Source organism: Salmonella sp. K21076 (genome assembly GCF_039650795.1).
Classification (GTDB): Bacteria; Pseudomonadota; Gammaproteobacteria; order Enterobacterales; family Enterobacteriaceae; genus Salmonella; species Salmonella enterica.
The window spans coordinates 95,800-120,403 of record NZ_JBCLYA010000004.1 but is presented as its reverse complement, the minus strand read 5'-3'; the positions used below and the strand labels follow the sequence as shown (position 1 = coordinate 120,403).

Genomic DNA, 24,604 nt, shown 5'->3' with positions numbered 1-24,604 from the left:
AGGTTATAAACCCGGTCTTACGCCCAGCGTGTGGCAAATGGCATAACTCATTTCCGCACGATTCAACGTGTAGAAGTGGAAATCCTTCACTCCTTCGCGGCTTAAAATTTTCACCATGTCCATCGCAATGTTAGCGCCCACCAGCTTGCGGGTTTCTGCGTCATCATCCAGCCCCTCAAACATCAGCGACATCCAGGACGGAATGCGGACATTGGTCATATCGGCAAATTTTTTCGCCTGTTTAAAGTTAGACACCGGTAAAATGCCGGGAATAATTTCTACGTCGATACCGGCGGAAACACAGCGGTCGCGAAAACGCAGATAGCTTTCCACATCGAAGAAAAATTGGGTTATCGCGCGGTTAGCGCCAGCATCCACTTTACGCTTCAGATTAAGCAGATCGGCCTGCGCGCTTTTCGCTTCCGGATGTACCTCCGGATAGGCCGCTACTGAAATATCGAAATCGGCCACCTCTTTGAGCAAACCAACCAGATCGGCGGCGTACATCTCCGGCTTACCGCTGCCCGGCGGCAAATCGCCGCGCAAAGCAACAATGTGGCGGATACCGTTATTCCAGTAGTCGCGGGCGATGGTGCGCAGTTCATCGCGCGTGGCGTCAATACAGGTAAGGTGCGGCGCGGCCTCAAGCCCAGTACGCTCTTTAATGCCTTTAATAACACTATGAGTGCGGTCACGTTCCCCGGAGTTGGCGCCATACGTTACCGAAACAAACTTCGGTTTCAGGCTGCTCAGGCGATCGATGGAGTTCCACAGGGTTTGCTCCATTTCACTGGTGCGCGGCGGGAAAAATTCAAACGAAACGTTAATCTGACCCTGTACTTCCGCCAGGCTCTGATTCAGGGCTTCCCGCTGGTTGGCGTGAAAAAAGCTCATACCTTACCTCATCAATCGCATGTTATTATTTGTTGTGCTGTAAACATCTATCCGTTTAGACGTCCAGATGTAAAAATGACGGAAAAGCGGAAGGACGTCAACTGAAAAATCACGCCAAAGAATGAGGAATATTCAGCAAAGTTGAAAAAACTTCATTCTCCATCATCTTGAGCAATACCTTCTTCATACGGTTCCGGGTGTTCTTCAACACATAAAAAATAAGGCGTAAATGATATGATTCAACGACTTTGGCGACGCAGGGACGGGGGAACCAGAAGATGAACACAGCGAATTTCGAGTCGATACATATCATGATCGACGCGCAAGCGTGGCGCAATCTACCGCTGCATCTGCGCCTGTACCACGCTTTTCGCCAATTGGTAATTTCCGGTGCGTTGGCTGATGGCGCAAAGCTACCTTCCGCTCGCGCGCTGGCCCAGCGGCTGCACCTTTCCAGGGATACCGTCGAAAATGCCTATTCCCAGCTTCAGCGCGACGGCTTTATGACCCGCAGGCAAGGGGCCGGGAGTTTCGCCAGCCGCCAGGGGGTTCCGCATATTCAGGGGCAGCACAGCCTGCCGCCATCGCCTCGCCAGACGCCCACGCTTAGCGCCCGCTGGCAGACGATTGCCGATCGCGCCGTATCTTTCGATGCCCGCCGGGTGCAGACGTTTACGCTCGGCCTTGCGGAAACGCGAAACTTCCCGCAAACCATTTGGCAGAATTTTGCCCGCCAGATCCAGCGCGAGCGGGCGCATACGCTAATGCTGCATGGCGATCCGCAGGGAGAGCAGGAACTGCGCCAGCAAATTGCCCATTATCTCAATTTTGAACGCGGCGCGAAGGTCGACGCGCAGCAGATTGTGATTGTCAGTGGCGCGCGTCAGGCATTCTGGCTATGCGGGCAACTGCTGGCAGAGGCCGGGCAGTCGGTGGTGATGGAAAATCCAGGCTATCCCGGCGCGCGTCAGGCATTCTCTGCCGCACAGCTCAACCTTCTTCCCATTGAAGTCGATGGAGACGGTATTCGGGTGGATAAACTGCCGCCTGCGCCGCTGGTTTACGTTACGCCGTCGCACCAGTTTCCCTCCGGTCATTTGCTCTCTCTGGCGCGGCGTCATGCCCTGATTGACTGGGCACAGGCGCATAATGCCTGGATTATCGAAGATGACTACGACAGTGAATTTCACTACAACGGCGCGCCCGTCGCCTGTATGCAGGGGTTAGATCGCGAGCAGCGCACCCTGTATGTCGGCACCTTCAGCAAAACGCTCTACCCCGGTCTGCGCATTGGTTATCTGGTGGTGCCTGCGTCGCTGGCCGCGCACTTTGCCGCTGCGCGTAATTTGCTTGATGGCGCAACGCCCGCGTTGACCCAATTGACGCTGGCGCGATTTATCGCATCCGGCCATTTTGCCGCCCATATCCGCACCATGCGCAGTATGTACGCGGTGCGGCAGGCGTGCCTGGCGCAGGCCATCAACCAGCATCTTAGTGATTGGGTGACGCCGGTAGTGACGCCCGGAGGATTACAAATGCCCTGCTGGCTGCATGAAGGTATTGACGAACAACAGACCCTTAACGCCGCGCGGCGGGCCGGGTTAAACATCGCCGGGATGCGCCAGTTCTGGCTGACGCACCCCGCGCCCACGGGCTGGCTGTTGGGATTCGCCGCGTTTACCCCCTACGAGATTGAAAATGGAGTCAAGCTTCTGCGGGCTGCATTATGCGCCGAAAACGTGCGCCAAGCCGGGCCATAATCTCATAAGGGATGGTATCGCAGGCGGCAGCAACCTCTTCCAGCGTCTGGCTCACGCCAATAAACTCCACAACATCGCCAGACGTTGGCATGATGGCGCTGGCGTCCACCATAAAGCTGTCCATGCAGACCCGCCCCAACACCGGCAACCGAACCCCGCGCCAGCACACGCCCGCCGGAGGACGCAAATTACGCGGAATCCCATCAGCGTATCCGGCGGATACCGTGGCGATACGCAGCGGGCGAGTGGTAGTAACCGTACTGCCGTAGCCAATCGGCGTCCCAACCGGCACGTCTTGCACGCGCAAAATGGTCAACGTCAGCGTAAATGCCGGTTTTAACGGCGTTGAAAACCACGGCTGGGCGACGCCGAACAGCGCAACGCCCGGACGGCAAAGATCTTCCCGCCAGGCCGGATGCAGAAACATACCGCAGGAATTTGCCAGCGAATAACGGCTGGTTGGGAATGCCTTTTTTGCCTGCTGGAGTAGCGTATGCTGATAGACATTTAACGCATGATCCGGCCTGTCGGCGTTGGCCAGATGGCTGATGATATAGTCTGGCGCAGCCCAGCCACGCTGGCGAAAAATCGCGGCCAGCCGCGCCAGTTGCTCCGGCGTCACCCCCAGCCGCGACATACCAGAGTCAAGCTGGATCAAGACCGGACGCCGCTGCGACCGAGCCTCCTGTAACGCCAGCCACGTCATCACCTGGTCAACGGAATTCAACAATGGTGTGATCTGTTGCGCGCAACAAAACGGCATCGCCTGCGGCATGACGCCATTAAGCAACACCACCATCGCGTCAGCCGACAGGATGTTACGTAGCGCCACCCCTTCAGAAAGTTGCGCGACAAAAAAGATCCGGCAATTGGCCGCATACAGGGCTGGCGCAATCGCCTCCGCCCCCAAGCCATAGCCATTGGCTTTCAGTACTGCGCCGCATTGCGCGGGGGCGACATGGCGCGCCAGCGTTTGATAATTGTCAACGACAGCGGCGAGATCTACACAAAGAACGCCGCACGCCGCCTGAATTTCAGCAAGTTTCATCATTGGTAAGGCAACGGATAGTTGGTGGTTAATTTAGTCACTTTTTGCCGAATATCGGCGCAAATATCTGCAATATTCGGCGTCTTGATGGCAAAAATAATTTCACTGATCCAGTCCGCGATCAGCGTAAAATCATCGGCCTTCATCCCGCGGGTGGCGCAGGCTGCGCTGCCAATGCGAATCCCGGAGGTAATCGACGGCGGCTGTGGATCGCCTAGCAACGTGTTTTTATTGACCGTGATCCCCGCCAGTTCGAGAAAGTATTCCACCTGAGCGCCGGTTAACCCCTGCGGGCGCAGGTCGATAATGCCCAGATGGCAGTCGGTACCGCCCGTTAACAGCGTCAGGCCGCGCTGCGCCAGTTGCTGGCACATCGCTTGCGCATTTTCGATTACCTGCCCGGCGTAACGTTTAAATTCAGGCTGTAGCGCTTCGCCAAGCGCCACCGCTTTAGCCGCGATAACGTGCATCAACGGCCCGCCCTGCAAGCCGGGAAAGATGGCGCTGTCGATTTTTTTCGCCAGCCGGGCGTCGTTGGTCAGAATCATGCCGCCACGCGGCCCGCGCAACGTTTTATGCGTGGTGGCGGTAATCACATCGGCATACGCCAGCGGCGAGGGGAAACAGCCGCCCGCCACCAGCCCGGCAAAATGCGCCATATCCACCAGCAGCATCGCGCCGACGGCATCGGCAATGCGGCGAAAGCGGGCAAAATCATAGTGTCGTGGGTAGGCCGATCCCCCGGCGATAATCAGCCGCGGGCGCTCACGCTTCGCGATCGTCTCAACCTCATCCATATCAATAAGACCGCTATGCGCATCGACGCCATAGTGAAAGGCGTTAAACCATTTGCCGGATTGATTGACCGGCGAGCCGTGAGTGAGATGGCCGCCGCATTGCAGGCTCATGCCCAGAATTTTGTCGCCGGGTTTCAGCAGCGCCAGATATACCGCCTGATTCGCCTGGCTGCCGGAGTGAGGCTGCACGTTAACATAACGCGCGCCGAAAAGTTGCTGCGCGCGGGTTATCGCCAGCATCTCAACCTCATCAATGAACTTACAGCCGCCGTAGTAGCGGTGCTGGTAATAGCCTTCGGCGTATTTATTGGTTAACACCGACCCTTGTGCCGCAAGAACGGCAGGGCTGGCGAAATTCTCCGAGGCAATCAGTTCCAGCGAGTGCTGCTGGCGCTGTTGCTCTTTATTAAGTAAATCAAAAAGCGGATCGTTGTTTATCATGCGGTTCCCCCGAAAATTCATCATATGATGATTTTCGCAGGGAAAGTTTCCCCCGCACCCCGCCACTTTTTACGCAGGACGCAGACCACCGGATAGAGGGGTAAATTTCGGCAGGAACATGCCGGGAACGCGGCGCGTAACCCGGCAAAATTACAGAAGCTACGCCAGACGGTTGATATCCGCGGTCCACGAATGATCCAGGCCAGACATACCGCCGTCCGGCCTGAATGCGCTAAAGGCCATTGCGCACAGGCAAGTAACCCCTTACTTCTTCACATCCGCAACACGCATTCCTTTGAGCTGCTCATCCGTGATGGTGTTGCCCGCCTTAAAGTAATCAACTATCGCATTCGACACATAGTAGCCGCCGGAGGTGTTCCGTGCCTGGCCTTCCGTGAACGCCGCAAAACCATCGCCGCCGTCGGCAAGGAAGCTGTTGGTAGCGATGTGATAAACCGCCGCATCATCAATCGGCTTGCCATTGAGCGTCAGCACGGTAACCCGCTGGCCGATAGGTTTGCTGCTGTCATACTTCATCTCCAGCCCTTTAGACACCTGCAACACGCCGTTGCTTAATCCGGCGCCATGCTCCATCAGGCTGCGCAATTGTTTACCGGTTAAATCCATCGTGACCAGTTCATTAGGGAACGGGAAGGTACTGATTACCGCCCCCATCGTCACCGCACCAGCCGGGATTTCGTTGCGGATACCGCCAGAGTTAGTAAGCGCTAACTGGGTGTCTTTCCCCGCCGTAAAAAGCAGCGCATCCGCCGCCAGATTCCCCAGCGACGACGATTCGCCATACGCGCGGGTCAGCTCAACCGGCGACTGCGCCACCGTTTGCTGCACGACTTTATCGAGCTTTTTGTTCCAGCCGTCGATCACCTGTTTCGTTTGCGGATCGGGCTTCCACTCATCAGCAAAAATGGTCTTCAGCTCGAAGTTCTTCACGGTAAACTGATGCGGCTTTTCCTGGTAGTCCAGCACCAGTTTGCCGACATCAATACCGCCGCTGTCCGTTGAGAGGATCAGCGTATTACCGACTTTAATCGGTTCCGGCGTACCGACATGCGCGTGGCCGGTAATCAAAATATCCAGCCCTTTTACCTGACTTGCGGTCTGAATATCTTTATCCAGCGCGCGTCGCACATCGGTATTCCCCATGCTGGACTGGCGGGCCGGGGTGCCTTCGTGGATCAGCGCGACGGTCAGATCGACTTTACCTTTAAGTTCATCAATGTAACGTTGCAGCCACTTAATTTCATCGCGAGCCTCAATGCCCACGCGCGTCGCGGCAGAAACCGTATCATTAAAAGCAAAGACACCGTGTAAGCCGATTACGCCAATCTTGACGCCATCTTTTTCAACAATGGTGTACGGCTTATCCCAGAAGGATTTACTGCTGTCCTCATAAAAAATATTGCCCTGTACGATAGGGAATTTCGCCCGGCTCAGTTGCAACAATGTATTGTCCCAGCCATGATCGAACTCATGATTACCGATAGTGGCAGCGTCATACTGCATGGTATTCAAAATATCGATAATCGCTTTACCCTTCGTCAGGCTGCTGATATACGGTCCGGTAAAGTAATCTCCGGCATCAAAAAACCACGTCGCCTTATTTTTGGCTTTTTCCTGCTTCACCAGCGTAGTGATATTGGCCCAACCGCCAATATCGCGTTTACCGTCAGCAATCCACGGTACTTTATAAGGCTCCACATGGGCGTGTAGATCGTTGGTGTAAATAATGGTGACATCTTTGGCGCAGGCCCAGAACGGCAGCGTGAACAAAATACCGGCAGCAAGCAGTTTTACTTTCATAAATAAGTCCCTTTCAGTCATATAAAGATTCGCTACGTTACGTTCTGAAAGGTTTTTTTATGTGAGAGTCCTCACACCCGCGTACCGTTTTATGAAGGCAGAATCAACGACCTGCCAAAATCGTTGGTAAAATGTATGCCGCCTCTGTTCACCATTAATGCCTGCAAAAGCGCTGGTTGTCGCAATCTTGGGCTGCCTGACTCGCCGGATTATGTGTGGCCGGACTATCGCCTGGGTTATCCGGCATTGCATTGTCGGGCCTGCGGCAGTTATCCACCGCTCTTCAACGAGGGGGAATTTCGCCGCTGGGCGTCTGCTTACATCGCGCAATATGCCAAAGAGCATGGTCACTTTTGCCCCGATTGCTATCAAAGAACATGGATTCGTTATGGACGTAATCCCGGCGGAACGCAGCGACTTCAGTGCCAGTACTGTAAGAAGGTCTGGACGCCAAAACAGCACGCGCTGAATGTCGCCGAAACGCCGGAACAGATTTGCAGTATTCCGCTGCTCGTACCGTTTCAGGGAGCGAATGCCTTCCAACAATTGTACTTTTTATTCAGTTTTGATGCTGTTCGCGGCAATATACTTCACCTTTCCAGCAATTTCACGTTACTTTCTGCCGGAAAGAGTTTGCATTACCACTGGAAAGGAATTGCGCCGCCCGAGGGCGAGAAGGGCGATATTATTCACCGTATCGCCATTAAAGAACGGCAATTTTTACAGCGCAGCCAGTTCGATGAGATTCAGTATGGCCCGGCGGCGCTTAAACGTAACGCGCAAGGAACAATACTTCGCCCGGTGATTACGGCGCATGGTCATTTTCGGGTGCTGAAAAACCGCTTTCCTGATGTCGCGACACACATCATTGCCCATGAGTGTTTTTTGCGCGGCGCGGTCATTACGGCATGGGCGGAGCGGTTTCGCCAGCGTCTCTCCTCGCTGTGGTTCGTTGAGGAAGAGATAAACGATGACGATTGCCGCGCAGAGTGGCAACTGTTAGGCAAAACATGGCAGGGATGGTGGCAAAATCAGTGGCAACTCTGGGGGCAAGGTCACAACCGCAAAATGGTCTGTTCGTTAACCGGTTCCCACTTAGAACAAGGTGTCGCCGTTAATCTGGCGGCCAGTCGCCGCTTTGTTACCTGGCTATGGCAACAACCTGAATTCCAGCAAAGCGCCCACTGTTCCGCCAAACGCGTCACACAAATTCTGTATTTGCTGACGGAAAAATATAACTCACAATGGAATCACATTTAACTCAATGATGTAATGCCACGCATAAAAAATCACAGATTATCATTCAGAAGGCGCTATAGATTTAATCACCTCACATCCTGCTTTTACACGCTGAAAAAGAATAGAGCTATTTGATAAATGGCCCTTCGTTTTGCGTTAAGATCGGCTATAAACGTTATTCACATAATCAATATTTATTATCAATTTGAATAGCTCTATACATTCTTATTTTCTATGGAAAACAAGGGATAAATATGGAAATTACTTTACCGTCAATGTCAGATAAAAAATGGACCTGCGCCGATCTCCTGAGTAGCTACCGATTCTGGGGGATCACTTTTTTCTTTTTGGCGCTCTCTTTTATCAGTTCGCTGGGATCGTCGTATGGTGTTTATTTTTGGAGTAAATCACTGTCTATTCCAGCCGATCGTATTGGTCTTATTCTCGTTGGCGTAAATGGCCCATCTGACGTAGTCAGGCTTATCATAGCACAGCAATATTGTGTCTGACGCTTAGCGACGAAATCCAAACATTGCGGGCGAATGCAAACGAAAATACAGGTATACAGAGCGGCTGGACGCTATTTTGGGCATTGCTGTTCCCCCCTGTCGGCATAGCCATTATCCAGGCGAAGATGAACCGATTTATCGTCGCCAATGCAGAAAACGCATCTGACGAAGAATAAACAGATACCCCGGTTTGCCCGCTGCCGGATCTGGCGAAGCCGCTATCCGGCAGGCGGGCGTATTACAATAGCTGCGCCAGGCGGTTGATATCCGACTGAATCGCCCCGGCGGTCACATCGCGACCCGCGCCCGGCCCACGGATCACCAGCGGGTTATCGCGATACCAGCGGCTTTCAATAGCAAAGACATTATCGCACGGCAGCAGCGCCGCCAGCGGATGCTCCGGACGCACCGCTTCAACGCCGACGCGCGCTTTGCCATTGGCGTCGAAACGCGCCACGTAACGCAACACCAGCCCCAGTTCGCGGGCTGCCTCCAGACGCTGCACCATCTGTTCATTCAGCGCGTCGCCGTTTTCGAAAAAGTGATCGATAGACCCTTCTTCACAGTGCGCCGGCACCAACGATTCTACACGCACCTGATCCGGCTCGATGTCGTATCCCGCCTCGCGCGCCAGAATCACCAGCTTACGCATGACATCTTTTCCGGAAAGATCGACGCGCGGATCGGGTTCCGTCAGCCCCTGCTGCCAGGCCTGATCCACCAGATCGGTAAACGGCACCGTGCCGTCAAATTGCAGGAACAGCCAGGATAGCGTCCCGGAGAAGATCCCGCTGATCGAGAGAATCGTATCGCCGCTGTCAATCAGATCCCGCACCGTGTGGTTGATCGGCAACCCCGCGCCCACGGTGGCGTTATACAGCCAGTAACGCCCGGTTTTTTCAAACGCGTCATGAATCTGGCGATACTTATCGCTGGCGCTTGCGCCCGCCAGTTTATTGGCGCTAATCACATGAAAACCGTGGCTGGCGAAATCAAGGTACTGATCGGCCAGTTGCTCGCTTGCTGTCACATCCAGCACCACTAAATCATCATACGGATGCGCACGCATCCACAGGAATAGCGACTCTTCGTCCTGCTCAACGGCTTCATCATCAAAGAATGCCAGCGCGCGGCTGGCGTCCAGCCCTTCATAATTCAACAGGCTACGGCGGCTATCCACCACGCCCGCCAGCACAAATTCAAAACCAGTACGCGCGGAAAGCGTGCTTTGTTCACGGGCAAATAGTTCCAGCCAACGGGAGCCGATGTTCCCCTTACCGAACAGCATCAGGCCAATGCGTTTTTCGGCGCGGAAAACAGACTGGTGCAGCCCCTGAATCAGGCTCTCAGTCGGGCCGGTACGCAGCACCGCCACCAGACTGATGCCCTCCTCCGACTGCCAGGTAAACTCCACTGGCTGACCTTTCAACTGCTGCCAGAAGCGATGGCAGTGTAGCGGATTGCGAGTGACGCCCGCACCGACCATCGCCACCAGCGCCAGCCCCTGCCGCAGGCGCAATTCGCCCGGCAGTCCGACATCGTCGAGGAGTTTCAGTACGCTATCCGCTACCTCGGCGGTATAGCAGAACTGCAATAGCTGGCGATCGCGATGCACGCCCACCGCCAGCGGACGCGCCTGCGCCCGTTTTAAAATTTGGTCGAGCTCTTTGTGCGCCAGCCTGAAATCCTGGCTGGCGGGCACCTGAAACTCAATCAGACAGATATCATCGTGACTGGTCACGATACGCGCGCCCGTCCCGGAAGCCAGCACTCGTTCAATTCGGGTTGACCCTTGATCCGGCGTGTAGCTACAGCGCAACTGCAAATCGATATCGCTGCCGGACACTGGCTGTAGCGTGCGGGCGTGCAGAACAGGCGCCGCCAGACGCGCCAGCTCGCTGGCTTCGTCCAGACGCAGCAACGGCAGCAGGCAGGCATCTTTCACTTTGCGCGGGTCGGCGCTATAAACGCCCGCGACATCGCTCCAGATGGTCACGCGGGAAACGCCCGCCAACGCGCCGATTTGCGTGGCGGAATAGTCGGAACCGTTACGGCCTAACAGGACTGTTTCGCCGTCGTGATTGCGGCTGATAAACCCGGTCACGACCAGACGTTTGCCAGGATGCTGCGCCAGTAGCTGTTGCAATAAAGGATAAGATAGTCCTTCATCAACCTGCGGCTGTGCGGCGCGTTCGGCGCGTAAAAATGCGCGCGCGTCCAGCCAGGCGGCATCCAGCCCCTGCTGATTCAGGACGGCGGACATCAATCTCGCCGACCAAATTTCGCCGTGTCCGACGATCTCAGCATAGACGGCATCCGTTACGCCGCCGTCGAGCAAGGCGGCAAGACGTTCCAGATCGCTGATAAAAGCGCTGGTTAAGTCATCTGCCGCGTCGGCGGGAAGCAGCCCGCTAATCAGATCGCACTGGTAGCGGCGTAACGTCTGTAATACCTGATGCGCAGAAAGGCGATCGGTCTGGCTTAACTTGAGCCAGCTAATCAACTGGTTGGTGGTACTGCCTGCGGCGGACACTACCATCATATCGTCAGGCTGCGAATACTCCGCCATAATGCCTGCGACACGCAGGTAACACTTCACATCCGCCAGACTACTGCCGCCAAATTTATGCAGTTGACGACCTTTCGCCCCTGCCTGCGCAATCACACTCATGTTTACCCCTTGTTTGCAGCCCGGAAGCCATTTTCCAGGTCGGCAATTAAATCTTCGCCATCTTCAATACCGGTGGAGATACGCAGTAGCGTTTCGGAGATCCCGGCGGCGGCACGCGCCTGCGGCGACATACCGGCATGCGTCATGGTGGCGGCGTGAGAGATCAAACTTTCCACTCCCCCTAAAGATTCCGCCAGCGTAAACAGCGACAGCCCGCCCAGAAAACGACGTAGCGTCTCCTCATCCCCATCCAGTTCAAAACTCAACATTGCGCCAAAGCCTTTTTGCTGACGCGCGGCAATCTCATGTCCCTGATTATTCGGCAGCGACGGGTGATACAGTTTTTTCACCAACGGCTGGGTTTGCAGATATTTCACAATCGCCTGCGCGTTGCGCTGCGCCAGCTCCATACGCGGCACCAGAGTTCGCAAACCGCGCAGCAGCAGATAGCTATCAAACGCCCCGCCGGTCACGCCAATATTATTCGCCCACCACGCCAGTTCAGTGACCATTTCCGGATCCTTAGCAATCATCACGCCGGCCACGACATCCGAATGACCATTGAGATATTTCGTGCATGAATGCAACACCAGATCGGCACCCAACGCCAGCGGATTTTGCAGCGCCGGGCTTAAAAATGTGTTATCAACGACGCTCACTGCGCCCGCCTCGCGCGCCAGCCGACAGATTTTCGCAATATCCACCACGCGTAACAATGGATTACTTGGACTTTCTACCAGTACCAGCTTCGGTTTTTCTTCCAGCGCCGCCTGTAAGGCGCGTTCATCGCCCTGATCGACAAACCGCACACGATAACAGCCGCGCGTCGCCAGACTGTCAAACAGACGATAACTGCCGCCGTAGCAATCATGCGGCGCGACCAGCAGATCGCCCGGCTTGAGGAAAACGGTGGTGACCAGATGAATCGCCGACATGCCGGTATTCGTCAATACTGCGCCCGCGCCGCCTTCCAGTTCCGCTAATGCGCGCTGAACCACATCACGCGTGGGATTACCGCGGCGGGAATAATCATGCGCGCGCGGCTCATTGAAACCGGTAAAGTTATAGGTACTGGAGAGATGGATTGGCGGCACAACGCAGCCGTATTGTTCGTCATCGTTTAATCCGCTACGCACTGCGATAGTGGCCTGTTTACGCGTCATATGAAGATATTCCTGGCTGAGTCGGTGAAAGTCAGGCCACAGATTAACCACTACCACAATAGACGTCAATACATCTGGACATCTAAACTTCTTTGCGTATAGATTGAGCAAACCGCAAATAGCCGTTAAAATTATATGCATTAGCGCACATCTGCGACCGCTAACTTCGTGTCAGGGCCGCGCCACTACGGTAAACTACGCGCGATTATGGTCCGGGCTCAGGTTCAGACCTCAATATTAATGACGAAGAGGATTAAGTATCTCATGGCTGAATGGAGCGGCGAATATATCAGCCCATACGCTGAGCACGGTAAGAAGAGTGAGCAAGTCAAAAAAATTACGGTTTCCATTCCTCTGAAGGTGTTAAAAATCCTCACCGATGAACGTACGCGTCGTCAGGTGAACAACCTGCGCCACGCCACCAACAGCGAGCTGTTGTGTGAAGCATTTCTGCACGCCTTTACCGGGCAACCCTTGCCGGATGATGCCGATCTGCGAAAAGAGCGCAGCGATGAAATCCCGGAAGCGGCAAAAGAGATCATGCGTGAGATGGGGATTGACCCGGAAACGTGGGAATACTGATAGCAAAGCATGCGGTCAGAACGCCTCTGGCCGCGCTTTTTTAACGATTTCCCCTGTACACGGCTATCTCCGACATTGTTCTAAACGTTCATCTTCCCGAATAGCCCTCGGTGGATAAATTTGTCAGACATGATAAGTTTCTCTTCGTTATTTTCCTGAAAAAATTCCCGGCATGCCATAATCGATATAATTTTATTATATTTAAAATTCCAATATTTATTTAATGTTTCACGTAGCAAAGCGTACATGAATAATAATACACCGCCATATATTTACTGAATAAATAGTATAACGATGATTATTGTTAAAAAGACCATGAACACCTCATATTTGTGACCAACATCATTATTCCCCTCCGCGGATTGTTTTACTTTTTTAAATGTTTTTTCATCTCCGATAAATAAGAAGGTTAATATACATTCATTTTATCGATAATATCGAATGGGGAAATAAATATGTTATTTACAAGGAAAGTCTTACCTGTATTATGCTGCCTGTGTTTGAGCGGCAGCGTTTTGGCCTCAGGCGTTTTAGACCCAAACAGGCCAATGGTCGCATCAGCAGATGTCATTCCAGTACATGAAGGGCCATTAGGTATGGTCGATGTCGCCCCCTACGGCGGCGTTTTCCCATTAACAGCAATCATTAATAAAGCCAATCATAATGTACAGAACGTGAAGGTTACCGTTTTAGGGAAAGGGGAAAAAGGTATCCCTATCAGTTATGATGTCGGCCCGCAGGCTATAAATACCCATGACGGCATACCTGTATTTGGCTTGTATCCAGATTATGTCAATAAGGTTAAAGTTGACTGGACTGAAGAAGGTAAAAAACAAACTTATACGTGGTCCATTTACGCCGCACCGGTATCATTACCCTCTACTACCGGGCAAACTGCCGTTCTTCCTACGGTAGAACCGGTTAAAGTCGATAGCTCGCTTAAAAATCGCTTATATCTTTTTAACCATATAACGGGGATGCCAAGGGCAGGCCACATTATGCATGTCGCAGGCGGCGCGGCGAACTGGGATTATACCGGTATCAACTGGATTAGCGATACGAATGGCGATGTTCGCGGCTATATGAATATTGATAAATTCCGTAACCAGGATGATATAACGCGCTTTGGTTCCATGATGGGCTTCCATCAGGTTAACGATGGCAATCTTATTTTTGGCCAGGGTCAACGTTACTTTAAATATGATTTCTTAGGCCGCGTTATTTCCGATAAACGACTGCCAAAAGGATTTATTGATTTTTCGCACGCCATTACCGAAACGCCGAAAGGCACCTACCTGCTGCGTGTCGCAAAAGAAAATTATCCATTAAATGGTAAATACACCATCAATACTGTGCGTGATCATATTCTTGAAGTTGACCAGAACGGCGATACCGTCGATTACTGGGATCTGCCAAAAATCCTCGACCCCTATCGTGACGATGTTATTCTGGCGATGGATCAGGGAGCGGTATGTTTGAGCGTCGATGCCGAACATTCCGGTCAGGTCATGACCAAAGAGCAGCTTGCAAAACAACCCTTCGGCGATATCGCGGGCTCCGGCCCGGGCCGCAACTGGGCGCATGTTAACTCCGTCAGCTACGATCCTCGCGACGACAGCATTATCATTAGCTCGCGCCACCAGTCTGCCATCATCAAAATTGGCCGCGATAAAAAAGTGAAATGGATACTTTCCGATCCATCCGGCTGGAAAGGCGAACTGGCGAAAAAAGTGCTGAAACCCGTAGACAGCAACGGTAAACCGCTAACCTGCGAAGCGCACCACTGCGACGGTGGATTTGACTGGACATGGACACAACATACCGGTTGGTTAGTGCCATCCAAAAGCACCGGAGGTAAAACCGTCGTGACCGCCTTTGATAACGGCGATGCGCGCGGCATGGAACAACCGGCCATGCCGTCAATGAAATATTCCCGCGGCGTGGAATATCAGATTGACGAAAAAATATGACGGTTTCCCAAATGTGGGAATATGGTAAAGAGCGCGGTTTTGACTGGTACAGCGCCATTACTTCCGTCACGGAATATCGCCCGGAAACCAAAACGATGTTCATGTACTCGGCCACAGCGGGAATGAGCGGTACAAATCCAATCGTTTCCGTTCTGGATGAAGTCAAAGACGGTACTCAGGATGTGATGCTGGAGCTAAAAGTACACAGTAACCGTGCTGGTATGCTGGGTTATCGGGCGCTGATTATCGATCCAGAGCAGATGTTTAAAAAATAAAGCGTGAGAGTAAAAGTAAAACAGGCGGAAGCCAACTTCCGCCTGAATGGTTAAAACGTATTGTAGTTATGACATTCGCCTTATTGCCCTCGGAGAGGAATGCAAAAATATCAATGAATTACCAATCCGGCACCGACCCGATAAGCGCAGCGTCATTAGACAAACGCCACAACATACCGCGCCTTTGCTGGTGATATGTCATGAAAAATCTCTTTATCGCCTGGTTAAGTTTATTGCTATATGGCTGCACAACCTTTCCACAAGCCGTAAAACCTACGACAGGCGGACAGCCCTCCCCGACGGAAATCTATATCGTCAGTCATGGCTGGCACACGGGAATTATTGCGCCGGCCCATGATGTTAATACCGTTCTGCCACAGCTTAAAAAACGGTTCGCTCAGGAGACGCAGTGGTATGAAATCGGCTGGGGCGATAAGGGCTTTTATCAGTCACAAGAAATAACCACCGCGCTTACGCTCCAGGCCATGTTCTGGTCATCCGGCGCGGTTATGCACATCGTCGCCTTTTCCGGTCAACCAGAACGCTATTTCGCCGGTAGCGAGATAAAATCACTGCTCCTGCACACAAACCAGCGTAACAGTCTGATGCGTTATCTGGGCCGCAGCTTTGCGCGTGACGCAGAGGGTAATCTGATTCCGTTAAAACAAGGAATTTACGGCGATAGCCAGTTTTACGCCGCGAATGGCCGCTACGGCATACTCAATACCTGCAATAAATGGACAGCGAAGGGGCTGGAAAGCGCGGGACTGACTATAAATCCTTCGTTAAAACTCACGGCAGGAAGCGTAATGAAAGCGATTACGGATCACAGAATGTGTCTGAACAAATACTGTTATCCCTAGAAAACAAAAAAAGCGCCCTGCGGCGCTTTTTTTTCTGGCGGTAACTTATTTGCTGCCAGGGATGCTGAAGCGCTTGTTGAAGCGCTCAACACGACCACCGGTATCAACAACACGCTGCTTACCAGTGAAGAACGGGTGGCATTTGCCGCACACGTCCAGGTTCAGGTCGTGACCCACGGTAGAGTGGGTTTTGATAACATTACCGCAAGAACAGGTTGCAGTAATTTCTACGTAATTCGGGTGAATACCTTTTTTCATGGGGAACCTCAGTGTAAGGCCGCGTCGCTCTTCCAGCCCTAACGCCAGACACCACGCGAAGTTAATAGTAAAGGGTTTGATGCTCACAACACGCACCAAAGGCGGCGAATCATACAGAATTTGACCACCGTATGCAAACTGATCCGCGCTCCCTTATCGTAATGTGTATACTACCCGACGAAATTTCAAGTCAGGAAGATGCTATGTCCGTCGCGCACGTTGCCTTGCCCGTTCCGCTTCCCCGAACCTTTGATTACCTGCTGCCGGAAGGCGGGGTCGCCAAAGCCGGGTGCCGCGTGCGCGTGCCGTTCGGCAAGCAGCAAGAGCGCGTGGGCATTGTCGTCTCGGTTAGCGACCACAGCGAATTGCCGCTCGATGAATTAAAATCGGTCATTGAAATCCTGGATAACGAGCCAATCTTTTCTCCCTCCATCTGGCGCTTACTCCTCTGGGCGGCGGATTACTACCACCATCCCCTCGGCGACGTTCTGTTTCACGCTCTGCCGGTTTTACTGCGTCAGGGAAAACCAGCCAGCAACGCGCCCCTATGGTATTGGTTCGCCACCGAAGAGGGGCAAGCCGTCGACATCAACAGCCTGAAACGCTCCGCCAAACAACAACAGGCGCTGGCGGCGCTGCGGCAAGGAAAGATCTGGCGCTATCAGGTAGCCGAGCTTGATTTTACTGACGCCACGCTGCAAACGCTGCGGCGTAAGGGGCTTTGTGAGCTTGCCAGTGAAACGCCCGCGTTTACCGACTGGCGGGAGCATTATGCCGTCGCAGGAGAGCGCCTGCGGCTAAATACCGAACAGGCGACAGCAGTCGGCGCAATTCACAGCGCGTCGGACGGTTTCTCCGCCTGGTTGCTGGCAGGCGTAACCGGTTCCGGCAAGACCGAAGTGTATCTGAGCGTGCTGGAAAACGTCCTCGCCCAGGGCAAACAGGCGCTGGTGATGGTGCCGGAAATCGGCCTGACGCCGCAAACGATCGCCCGTTTTCGCGAACGTTTTAACACGCCGGTGGAAGTGCTGCATTCCGGGCTAAACGACAGCGAGCGTCTTTCGGCATGGCTGAAAGCGAAAAACGGCGAAGCGGCGATTGTCATCGGCACGCGCTCCTCGCTGTTTACGCCGTTTAAAAATCTTGGCGTAATTGTCATCGACGAAGAGCACGACAGCTCTTATAAACAGCAGGAAGGGTGGCGCTACCATGCCCGCGATTTGGCAGTGTATCGCGCCCATAGCGAGCAGATCCCGATTATTCTCGGCTCCGCCACCCCAGCCCTGGAAACGCTATGCAACGTGCGGCAGAAAAAATACCGGATGCTGCGTCTGACGCGGCGCGCAGGCAACGCCCGCCCAGCCCTGCAGCATGTGCTGGATTTAAAAGGACAGCGTCTTCAGGCGGGACTGGCGCCCGCCCTTATCGCCCGTATGCGCCAACATCTCCAGGCCGATAATCAGGTAATTTTATTTCTTAACCGCCGGGGATTCGCGCCCGCGCTGCTTTGCCACGACTGCGGCTGGATTGCGGAGTGCCCGCGTTGCGATCACTACTACACGCTGCACCAGGCGCAGCATCATTTACGCTGCCATCACTGCGACAGCCAGCGTCCGGTACCGCGTCAGTGCCCCTCCTGCGGCTCCACACATATGCTACCGGTTGGGTTAGGGACCGAACAGCTGGAGCAGGTGCTGGCGCCCTTCTTCCCCGGCGTGCCGATCTCACGAATCGACCGTGATACCACCAGTCGTAAAGGCGCGCTGGAGCAGCATCTGGCGGAAGTTCACCGCGGCGGAGCGCGCATTCTGATAGGCACACAAATGCTGGCGAAAGGCCATCACTTCCCGGACGTCACGCTGGTGGCGTTGCTGGATGTCGATGGCGCGCTTTTTTCCGCAGATTTTCGTTCGGCGGAACGCTTCGCCCAGCTCTACACTCAGGTTTCCGGCCGCGCCGGGCGCGCGGGTAAACAGGGCGAAGTGGTGCTCCAAACGCACCATCCTGAGCATCCCCTGCTGCAAACGTTACTGTATAAAGGCTATGATGCGTTTGCGGAACAGGCGCTGGCGGAACGGCAAACGCTCCAGCTTCCGCCGTGGACCAGCCACGTCATTATTCGCGCAGAGGATCACAACAATCAGCAGGCGCCCGTCTTTCTCCAGCAGTTGCGTAATGTGATTCAGGCCAGCCCGCTATCAGACGATAAGCTGTGGATCTTAGGTCCGGTTCCGGCCCTCGCGCCAAAACGCGGCGGCCGCTATCGCTGGCAAATTTTACTTCAGCATCCTTCACGGATTCTCCTGCAACACATCATCAGCGGCACGCTGGCGTTGATCAATACGCTCCCTGAAGCGCGGAAAGTTAAATGGGTTCTGGACGTCGATCCGATTGAAGGATAGTCCCCACGATGCGAGGCGGATCGTAAAATTAAAGATCCATCACACTTTTTATGAAAATTCTGTAACCGCTTCCACGCACTATCTGATAAAAATGTTTTCGATGAGTGTTACCAGGGATAGATCTGCGCCAGCAGTTCCCAGGCGAGGAGAAAGAGTGAAATCGAACAAGCAGGTTACTGCCGCTACGATGAAGGATGTTGCGTTGAAGGCGAAAGTCTCTACGGCAACCGTATCCCGCGCGTTAATGAACCCCGATAAAGTCTCCCAGTCGACCCGTAGCCGGGTTGAACAGGCCGCGCTTGAAGTGGGTTATTTCCCGCAGTCGATGGGGCGAAATGTAAAACGCAATGAATCCCGTACGATTTTGGTGATTGTCCCGGATATTTGCGATCCCTTCTTCAGTGAAATTATCCGCGGTATCGAAGTGACCGCGGCAGAACAGGGGTATCTGGTGCTGATTGGCGATTGTGCCCATCAAAACCAGAAAGAAAAAACCTTTCTTAATCTCATCATCACCAAACAGATCGACGGCATGGTACTGCTCAGTTCCCGACTGCCCTTTGACGCCAGCGTTGAGGAGCAGCGCAATTTGCCTCCGATGGTGATGTCGAATGAGTTTGCGCCGGAGCTTGAATTGCCGACGGTACATATCGATAACCTGACCGCCGCGTTCAATGCCATGAACTACCTGTTGGATTTGGGCCACAAGCGGATTGGTTGTATTGCGGGGCCGGAAGATATGCCGCTCTGTCACTATCGCTTACAAGGTTACGTACAGGCATTAAGACGCAGTGGCATTGTGGTCGATCCGCATTACATCGCCCGTGGCGACTTTACCTTTGAAGCCGGGGCAAACGCATTAAAGCAGTTGCTTGAGCAACCGTTGCCGCCTACCGCCGTCTTTTGTCATAGCGACGTAATGGCGCTGGGCGCCCTCTCCTGGGCCAAGCGCCAGGGTCTGAAAGTGCCTGACGATCTGTCGATTATCGGCTTTGACAATATCGCGCTGGCCGAGTTTTGCGACCCTCCGTTGACAACCGTGGCGCAGCCGCGTTTTGACATTGGTCGCGAGGCGATGCTGCTGTTGCTCGATCAGATGCAGGGGCAAAATGTGAGCAGCGGCTCGCGTTTAATGGATTGCGAGCTGATTATTCGCGGTTCTACACGCGCTTTACCCTAAAGTAAATAGCTTTAAGACTCACCTGTCTGGTCAAAGGCCCGCCGCTTCAGTAACATGACGGGCTGACGAACGAATAAATACAGCGAAACGATAGTGGCACAACGAGATTATGTACGTCGCGGCCAACCGGCTCCTTCGCGGCGCAAAAAGAGCACCTCACGGAACTCACGGAAGAAGCAAAGCAACATGCCTGCCGTCTCGCCGGCAATGGTCGCGATTGCGGCAGCCGTCCTTGTGACCTTTATCGGCGGTCTGTACTTCATTACTCACCATAAGAAAGAAGAGTCCGAAACGCTACAAAACCAGAAAGTCACCGGCAATGGGCTTCCGCCAAAACCGGAAGAGCGCTGGCGTTACATCAAAGAGCTGGAAAGTCGCCAGCCGGGCGTGCGTACGCCAACGGAACCGTCCGCCGGCGGCGAAGTCATGAATCCGAATCAGCTCACCAGCGAGCAGCGTCAACTCCTGGAGCAGATGCAGGCGGATATGCGTCAGCAGCCGACACAACTTAACGAAGTGCCGTGGAACGAGCAGACGCCAGAACAACGCCAGCAAACGCTACAGCGCCAGCGTCAGGCGCAGCAGCAGCAGCAGCAGCAGCAGCAGCAGCAGTGGGCTCAAACGCAGCCTGTTCAGCAACCACGCACGCAGCCGCGGGTAAACGAACAGCCGCAAACGCGCACGGTACAGTCCGCCCCGGCGCAACCCGCGCGCCAAAGTCAGCCGCCGAAGCAGACGGCCTCGCAGCAACCTTATCAGGATTTGCTGCAAACGCCGGCGCATACCAGCGCGGCAGCGCCAAAAGCCGCGCCCATTACGCGCGCGCCTGAAGCGCCGAAGGCGACAGCAGAGAAAAAAGATGAACGTCGCTGGATGGTGCAATGTGGTTCATTCAAAGGCGCCGAGCAGGCAGAAAGCGTCCGCGCTCAGCTGGCGTTTGAAGGCTTTGACTCCAAAATTACCACCAATAACGGCTGGAATCGCGTGGTTATCGGGCCGGTGAAAGGTAAAGAAAATGCCGACAGCACCATTAACCGTCTGAAGATGGCGGGCCATACAAACTGCATTCGACTCGCCACCGGGGGTTGAAACCCTCAAAATCTCCCCCATCTATACTTGCATTATGCCCCGTACGCCGTACGGGGCCGCAATTCAGCATTAGTAACCAAGGGGTCTGCTCGTGACAACAATAGTAAGCGTACGCCGTAACGGCCACGTGGTAATCGCCGGTGATGGTCAGGCCACACTGGGTAACACAGTAATGAAAGGCAACGTGAAGAAAGTCCGCCGCCTCTACAACGACAAGGTCATTGCGGGCTTTGCGGGCGGTACTGCTGATGCATTCACGCTGTTCGAGCTGTTTGAACGTAAACTGGAAATGCATCAGGGGCACCTGGTCAAAGCCGCCGTTGAACTGGCGAAAGACTGGCGTACCGACCGTATGCTACGCAAACTGGAAGCGTTGCTGGCCGTCGCGGATGAAACCGCTTCGCTCATCATCACGGGTAACGGCGATGTCGTGCAACCTGAAAACGATTTAATTGCTATCGGCTCCGGCGGTCCTTATGCCCAGGCTGCCGCTCGCGCTCTGTTGGAAAATACCGAGCTCGGCGCGCGCGAAATTGCTGAAAAGGCGTTGGATATTGCAGGCGATATCTGCATTTACACCAACCATTTCCACACCATTGAAGAATTGACCGCCAAAGCGTAAGGACCTCTCATGTCTGAAATGACCCCACGCGAAATTGTCAGCGAACTGAACAAACACATTATCGGCCAGGATAACGCAAAGCGTTCCGTGGCGATTGCATTGCGTAACCGCTGGCGTCGTATGCAGCTTGATGAAGAGCTGCGCCACGAAGTAACGCCGAAAAATATTCTGATGATTGGCCCGACCGGCGTCGGTAAAACCGAAATCGCCCGTCGTCTGGCAAAACTCGCCAACGCGCCGTTCATTAAAGTCGAAGCCACCAAATTCACCGAAGTGGGCTATGTCGGGAAAGAAGTGGACTCTATCATCCGCGATCTGACCGATGCCGCTGTGAAAATGGTTCGCGTACAGGCTATCGAGAAAAACCGCTATCGTGCGGAAGAGTTGGCGGAAGAGCGTATTCTCGACGTACTGATCCCACCCGCAAAAAATAACTGGGGCCAGGCCGAACAGCAGCAGGAGCCTTCTGCCGCCCGTCAAACGTTCCGCAAAAAACTGCGCGAAGGCCAGCTCGACGATAAAGAGATCGAGATTAACCTCGCCGCCGCGCCGATGGGCGTAGAGATTATGGCGCCTCCGGGCATGGAGGAGATGACCAGCCAGTTGCAGTCTATATTCCAGAACCTAGGCGGTCAGAAACAGAAACCGCGTAAGCTGAAAATTAAAGACGCGATGAAACTGTTGGTTGAAGAAGAAGCTGCTAAGCTGGTCAACCCGGAAGAGCTGAAACAGGACGCTATCGACGCGGTTGAACAGCACGGCATCGTGTTTATCGATGAAATTGACAAAATTTGTAAGCGTGGCGAAACCTCCGGCCCGGATGTTTCACGCGAAGGCGTACAGCGCGACTTACTGCCGCTGGTAGAAGGCTGCACGGTTTCGACCAAACACGGGATGGTCAAAACGGATCATATTCTGTTTATCGCCTCTGGCGCGTTCCAGGTGGCGAAGCCGTCTGATCTGATCCCGGAACTGCAGGGCCGTCTGCCGATTCGCGTTGAACTTCAGGCGCTGACCACCAGCGATTTCGAACGCATTTTGACCGAGCCAAACGCCTCCGTCACTGTGCAGTATAAAGCGCTGATGGCAACTGAAGGCGTCAATATCGAGTTCACCGATTCCGGTATTAAACGTATTGCCGAAGCCGCCTGGCAGGTTAACGAAACCACCGAAAACATCGGCGCGCGCCGTCTGCATACCGTACTGGAGCGTCTGATGGAAGAAATTTCCTATAACGCCAGCGATTTGCACGGCCAAAACATCACAATTGATGCGGAATATGTGAGCAAACATCTGGATGCGCTGGTCGCAGATGAAGATCTAAGCCGTTTTATCTTATAATCGCGTCCAATGCATTTTCATCACTGTTGATGGGGCTGAAAAGCCCCATTTTTATTGGCGCTAAATATGACTGAACAACAACAAATTAGCCGCACCCAGGCCTGGCTGGAAAGCTTACGACCCAAAACCTTACCTCTCGCCTTCGCGGCGATTATCGTCGGTACGGCCCTGGCATGGTGGCAAGGCTATTTCGATCCTCTGGTCGCACTGCTGGCCCTTATCACCGCCGGGCTGTTGCAAATTTTATCCAACCTCGCCAACGATTACGGCGACGCTGTCAAAGGCAGTGATAAACCGGATCGCATCGGACCGCTGCGGGGGATGCAAAAAGGCGTCATCACCCAGCAGGAGATGAAGCGGGCGTTAATCATTACCGTCGTGCTGATCTGTATCTCCGGACTGGCGCTGGTGGCGGTCGCGTGCCATACGTTAACCGATTTTGTCGGCTTCCTGATTTTGGGCGGGCTGTCGATTATCGCCGCCATCACCTACACCGTGGGTAATCGGCCCTACGGTTATATCGGGCTGGGTGATATCTCTGTCCTGGTATTCTTTGGCTGGCTAAGTGTCATGGGGAGCTGGTATCTCCAGGCGCATACGCTGATTCCGGCGCTGATTCTCCCGGCCACCGCCTGCGGTTTACTGGCGACGGCGGTGCTGAATATTAATAACCTGCGCGATATTAATAGCGACAGAGAGAACGGCAAAAACACCCTTGTGGTACGACTTGGCGATGTCAACGCGCGTCGTTATCACGCCTGCCTGTTGCTAGGCGCGCTGCTCTGTCTGGCGCTGTTTAATCTGCTCTCGCTACACAGTCCGTGGGGATGGTTGTTTATTCTGGCCGCGCCCTTGCTCATTAAACAAGCGCGCTACGTAATGCGCGAAAGGGAGCCTGCGGCAATGCGCCCGATGCTTGAACGTACCGTTAAAGGCGCGTTGTTAACCAACCTGTTATTTGTGATTGGGATACTCTTAAGTCAGTGGGCCGTTTAACTGACAAATATCAATTAACAATTGATGATTTTGCCAACAGTATACTTAGCGCGATATACTAAAAATTCTCGCAGCAACTGAACGTTAAGCCTATGAAATACGATACTTCCGAGCTTTGTGACATCTATCAGGAAGATGTCAACGTCGTGGAACCGCTGTTCTCTAATTTTGGAGGGCGGTCGTCGTTTGGCGGACAAATCATCACGGTAAAATGTTTCGAGGACAACGGGTTGCTGTACGATCTGCTCGAACAAAATGGCCGTGGTCGGGTTCTGCTGGTCGATGGCGGCGGTTCTGTCCGTCGTGCATTAGTTGATGCGGAGCTGGCGCGTCTGGCCACGCAAAATGAATGGGAAGGGCTGGTTATCTATGGCGCGGTGCGTCAGGTGGACGATCTGGAAGAGCTGGATATCGGCATTCAGGCGATCGCCGCCATTCCGGTTGGCGCCGCAGGTGAAGGCATTGGGGAAAGCGATGTGCGCGTCAATTTCGGCGGCGTGACGTTCTTCTCCGGCGATCATCTCTATGCCGACAACACCGGGATTATCCTTTCCGAAGACCCGCTTGATATCGAGTGATCAAAAAAGGCGCCGTAAGGCGCCTTTTTTATGCGTTGTCGCTGATTGCCGGATGTCGGCTTACGCCTTATCCGGCCCACCGGTATCCGCATTCTAAATCCTCTA

At 53.8% G+C, this 24,604-nt stretch carries 18 protein-coding genes and 2 pseudogenes; 13 read left to right on the top strand and 7 right to left on the bottom strand.

What is annotated here, in order from left to right; all coding sequences use genetic code 11:
• Window positions 1–3 precede the first annotated feature (3 nt).
• Window positions 4–894: a methylenetetrahydrofolate reductase gene (gene metF, locus AAYN39_RS01575; RefSeq protein WP_000007507.1), complete on the bottom strand. Its 891-nt coding sequence runs from the start codon at window positions 892–894 to the stop codon at window positions 4–6.
• A gap of 278 nt (window positions 895–1,172) precedes the next feature.
• Here metF and AAYN39_RS01570 point away from each other — a divergent pair, with 278 nt between their 5' ends.
• Window positions 1,173–2,654, top strand: a complete 1,482-nt coding sequence (locus tag AAYN39_RS01570; protein ID WP_001090459.1) for a PLP-dependent aminotransferase family protein — start codon at window positions 1,173–1,175, stop codon at window positions 2,652–2,654.
• Here AAYN39_RS01570 and AAYN39_RS01565 read toward each other — a convergent pair.
• The 3 genes from AAYN39_RS01565 to AAYN39_RS01555 all read right to left on the bottom strand — a co-directional run bounded on the left by AAYN39_RS01565 (window position 2,599) and on the right by AAYN39_RS01555 (window position 6,761).
• Window positions 2,599–3,705, bottom strand: a complete 1,107-nt coding sequence (locus AAYN39_RS01565; RefSeq protein ID WP_000976816.1) for an alanine racemase — start codon at window positions 3,703–3,705, stop codon at window positions 2,599–2,601. The genes AAYN39_RS01570 and AAYN39_RS01565 overlap by 56 nt on opposite strands.
• Entirely contained in the window at window positions 3,702–4,940 is a 1,239-nt protein-coding gene (locus AAYN39_RS01560) for a serine hydroxymethyltransferase (RefSeq protein WP_000609328.1), read from the bottom strand. The genes AAYN39_RS01565 and AAYN39_RS01560 overlap by 4 nt, the downstream gene beginning before the upstream one ends.
• Before the next feature lie 264 nt (window positions 4,941–5,204).
• Entirely contained in the window at window positions 5,205–6,761 is a 1,557-nt protein-coding gene (locus tag AAYN39_RS01555; protein ID WP_000865256.1) for a bifunctional UDP-sugar hydrolase/5'-nucleotidase, read from the bottom strand.
• 135 nt (window positions 6,762–6,896) lie between these two features.
• Here AAYN39_RS01555 and AAYN39_RS01550 point away from each other — a divergent pair, with 135 nt between their 5' ends.
• Both AAYN39_RS01550 and AAYN39_RS01545 read left to right on the top strand, forming a co-directional pair.
• On the top strand, window positions 6,897–8,021 hold the full coding sequence (locus AAYN39_RS01550) for a hypothetical protein (RefSeq protein WP_001134817.1): 1,125 nt from the start codon (window positions 6,897–6,899) through the stop codon (window positions 8,019–8,021).
• Between the two features lie 233 nt (window positions 8,022–8,254).
• Window positions 8,255–8,685, top strand: a pseudogene (locus tag AAYN39_RS01545) (hypothetical protein).
• A 62-nt stretch (window positions 8,686–8,747) separates the two neighbouring features.
• Here AAYN39_RS01545 and metL read toward each other — a convergent pair.
• Both metL and metB read right to left on the bottom strand, forming a co-directional pair.
• Window positions 8,748–11,180 (bottom strand): bifunctional aspartate kinase/homoserine dehydrogenase II, encoded by a 2,433-nt coding sequence (metL, locus tag AAYN39_RS01540; protein WP_000110811.1) that lies wholly within the window; start codon window positions 11,178–11,180, stop codon window positions 8,748–8,750.
• A 2-nt stretch (window positions 11,181–11,182) separates the two neighbouring features.
• A complete protein-coding gene (metB, locus tag AAYN39_RS01535; RefSeq protein WP_000197208.1) occupies window positions 11,183–12,343 on the bottom strand; it encodes a cystathionine gamma-synthase in 1,161 nt (386 codons plus the stop codon).
• A 264-nt stretch (window positions 12,344–12,607) separates the two neighbouring features.
• Here metB and metJ point away from each other — a divergent pair, with 264 nt between their 5' ends.
• From metJ to AAYN39_RS01520, 3 genes and pseudogenes are all read left to right on the top strand, one after another.
• Window positions 12,608–12,925, top strand: coding sequence for a met regulon transcriptional regulator MetJ (gene metJ, locus AAYN39_RS01530; RefSeq protein WP_000852811.1), 318 nt, complete (start codon window positions 12,608–12,610; stop codon window positions 12,923–12,925).
• 455 nt (window positions 12,926–13,380) lie between these two features.
• Window positions 13,381–15,170: pseudogene (locus AAYN39_RS01525) on the top strand (aryl-sulfate sulfotransferase).
• Between the two features lie 200 nt (window positions 15,171–15,370).
• A complete protein-coding gene (locus AAYN39_RS01520; protein ID WP_000792797.1) occupies window positions 15,371–16,033 on the top strand; it encodes a TIGR02117 family protein in 663 nt (220 codons plus the stop codon).
• 45 nt (window positions 16,034–16,078) lie between these two features.
• On the opposite strand, the gene rpmE is transcribed toward AAYN39_RS01520, so the two are convergent.
• On the bottom strand, window positions 16,079–16,291 hold the full coding sequence (rpmE, locus tag AAYN39_RS01515) for a 50S ribosomal protein L31 (RefSeq protein WP_000715284.1): 213 nt from the start codon (window positions 16,289–16,291) through the stop codon (window positions 16,079–16,081).
• A 203-nt stretch (window positions 16,292–16,494) separates the two neighbouring features.
• On the opposite strand from rpmE, the gene priA reads away from it, so the two are divergent.
• From priA to rraA, 7 genes are all read left to right on the top strand, one after another.
• Complete coding sequence (gene priA, locus AAYN39_RS01510) at window positions 16,495–18,693, top strand: primosomal protein N' (RefSeq protein WP_000109394.1); 2,199 nt, start codon at window positions 16,495–16,497, stop codon at window positions 18,691–18,693.
• Window positions 18,694–18,847: 154 nt separating this feature from the next.
• Window positions 18,848–19,873 carry a DNA-binding transcriptional regulator CytR gene (gene cytR / locus AAYN39_RS01505; RefSeq protein ID WP_000841337.1) on the top strand — a complete coding sequence of 342 codons (1,026 nt, stop codon included), beginning with the start codon at window positions 18,848–18,850 and terminating at the stop codon, window positions 19,871–19,873.
• A 93-nt stretch (window positions 19,874–19,966) separates the two neighbouring features.
• Window positions 19,967–20,962 (top strand): cell division protein FtsN, encoded by a 996-nt coding sequence (gene ftsN, locus AAYN39_RS01500; protein WP_000068796.1) that lies wholly within the window; start codon window positions 19,967–19,969, stop codon window positions 20,960–20,962.
• A gap of 91 nt (window positions 20,963–21,053) precedes the next feature.
• Window positions 21,054–21,584: an ATP-dependent protease subunit HslV gene (hslV, locus tag AAYN39_RS01495; protein ID WP_000208240.1), complete on the top strand. Its 531-nt coding sequence runs from the start codon at window positions 21,054–21,056 to the stop codon at window positions 21,582–21,584.
• Between the two features lie 9 nt (window positions 21,585–21,593).
• Entirely contained in the window at window positions 21,594–22,925 is a 1,332-nt protein-coding gene (gene hslU, locus AAYN39_RS01490) for an HslU--HslV peptidase ATPase subunit (protein ID WP_001293355.1), read from the top strand.
• A gap of 66 nt (window positions 22,926–22,991) precedes the next feature.
• Complete coding sequence (menA, locus tag AAYN39_RS01485) at window positions 22,992–23,921, top strand: 1,4-dihydroxy-2-naphthoate polyprenyltransferase (protein WP_000139635.1); 930 nt, start codon at window positions 22,992–22,994, stop codon at window positions 23,919–23,921.
• A gap of 92 nt (window positions 23,922–24,013) precedes the next feature.
• The gene (gene rraA, locus AAYN39_RS01480; RefSeq protein WP_000872918.1) at window positions 24,014–24,499 is read left to right on the top strand and encodes a ribonuclease E activity regulator RraA; all 486 of its coding nucleotides are present in this window, start codon (window positions 24,014–24,016) and stop codon (window positions 24,497–24,499) included.
• Window positions 24,500–24,604 lie beyond the last annotated feature (105 nt).